Source organism: Streptomyces sp. RP5T, assembly GCF_003933965.1.
Taxonomy (GTDB): domain Bacteria; phylum Actinomycetota; class Actinomycetes; order Streptomycetales; family Streptomycetaceae; genus Streptomyces.
The window spans coordinates 1-1,395 of the sequence record NZ_RSAJ01001073.1 but is presented as its reverse complement, the minus strand read 5'-3'; the positions used below and the strand labels follow the sequence as shown (position 1 = coordinate 1,395).

Below are 1,395 nucleotides of genomic sequence, written 5' to 3'. Positions count from 1 at the left end.
GTGAGATACCTGGTCCGGTGTGGAGAGGAGACGTTCGTGGACTTTGGATTCGGCGACGAGGACGAGGTGTTCCGTTCCGAGGTGCGGGAATGGCTCTCGGTTCACATCGATGGCTCTAAAGACCGGCGTACCTGGGAACGCACCCTCGGCAAGTCCGGGTGGATCGGGCTCGGCTGGTCCGCGTCCGGCTACGGGAACCGGACCGCCACCCTCACCCAACAGGTCGTCTGGGCCGAGGAGTACGCGCGGTCCGGGGCGCCCGCGCGGTCCGGGCACATCGGCGAGAAACTGCTGGCCCCGACCCTTCTCGCGCACGGCAGCGACGAGCAGAAGGCGCGCTTCCTGCCTCCCGTCGCAGCCGGGGAGGAGCTGTGGTGCCAGGGGTACAGCGAACCCGGGGCCGGGTCCGACCTCGCCGGAGTGCGGACCAGGGCCGTGCGCGGCGAGGACGGGACGTACCGGATCAGCGGGCAGAAGATCTGGACGTCCCTCGCTCACGAGGCCGACTGGTGTTTCGTCCTCGCCCGGACCGATCCGGACTCCCGTCGCCATCACGGGCTGACCTTCCTGCTGGTGCCCATGGACCAGCCGGGGCGCATCGAGGTGCGGCCCATCCGGCAGCTGACCGGGACCAGTGAGTTCAACGAGGTCTTCTTCAACGGGGCACACGCGCGTGCCGAGCACGTCGTCGGCGGCGAGGGGCAGGGCTGGCAGGTCGCCATGAGTCTGCTGGGCTTCGAGCGTGGAGTGTCCACGCTCGCGCAACAGGTCGGATTCGCCGAGGAGTTGACCCGCGTGCTGCAGGAGGCCGTGCTGACGGGCGCGGTCGCCGATCCCGTCGTACGGGCCCTGCTCGTGCGGCAGTGGGCCGAGTTGCGGACCATGCGGTGGAACGCCCTGCGCACGCTCGGGGGTTCGGGGGACGCCGGGGCCTCCAGTGTGGCCAAGCTGCTGTGGGCGGGCTGGCATCAGCGGCTCGGGGAGCTGGCGATGCTCGTGCGCGGGGCGCGGGCCACGGTCGGTCCCGGCGACTGGACCGCCTCGGAGCCGTACGAACTCGACGCGTCGCAGCAGCTGTTCCTGTTCTCGCGGGCCGACACCATCTACGGCGGCTCGGACCAGATCCAGCGCACCATCATCGCCGAGCGCGTGCTCGGCCTGCCCAGGGAACCCAAGGGGGTCGTCTGATGCGCGGCGTGCTGTTCGACGGGAGACAGGTCCGGGTCGTCGACGATCTGGAGGTGCGGGACCCGGGGCCGGGCGAGGTGCGGGTCGCGATCTCGGCGGCCGGACTGTGCCACAGCGACCTGTCCGTGGTGGACGGGACCATTCCGTTCCCGGTCCCGGTGGTGCTGGGGCATGAGGGTGCGGGCGTGGTGGAGTCGGTGGGGGAGG

Annotated in this window: 2 protein-coding genes; both read left to right on the top strand. The window is 70.7% G+C overall.

Annotation, left to right across the window (positions count from 1 at the left end):
* Positions 1-36 precede the first annotated feature (36 nt).
* On the top strand, positions 37-1,188 hold the full coding sequence (locus EHS43_RS44560) for an acyl-CoA dehydrogenase family protein (protein WP_125196060.1): 1,152 nt from the start codon (positions 37-39) through the stop codon (positions 1,186-1,188).
* Positions 1,188-1,395, top strand: a 208-nt coding sequence (locus tag EHS43_RS44555; protein WP_185806679.1) for an alcohol dehydrogenase catalytic domain-containing protein, incomplete at its 3' end; no start/stop codon positions are given. The genes EHS43_RS44560 and EHS43_RS44555, both read left to right, overlap by 1 nt.